Source organism: Ochrobactrum sp. SFR4, assembly GCF_019730395.1.
Classification (GTDB): Bacteria; Pseudomonadota; Alphaproteobacteria; order Rhizobiales; family Rhizobiaceae; genus Pseudochrobactrum.
The window spans coordinates 1-246 of sequence record NZ_JAAPBB010001151.1; the positions used below are offsets into that span (position 1 = coordinate 1).

Annotated in this window: 1 protein-coding gene; it reads right to left on the reverse strand. The window is 53.3% G+C overall.

The window, feature by feature from the left end:
* The coding region (locus HBA93_RS22655; protein WP_286202150.1) for an ABC transporter transmembrane domain-containing protein at positions 1-246 on the reverse strand (246 nt) is incomplete at both ends.

Sequence of the window (246 nt, forward strand, 5' to 3'; positions counted from 1 at the left end):
CAAGATTGAATTCATGCATCACCTCGCCGCTATTGCGCATGGTGCGGGCAATAATCCCCAGCCCCACAACCAGCACCGCCGTAGCCACAAGCGCCAGCCGCCAGTCGAGAATAAACAATGCGATAAATGTCAGCACTGGCGATACATAGGCACGGGCATAAAGCGGTGTGCTGTCGGCAACAAAGGTATGGAGATTTTTCACATCATCCATCATCACCTTGGCAAGCCCGGCAGCACCATTTTGCT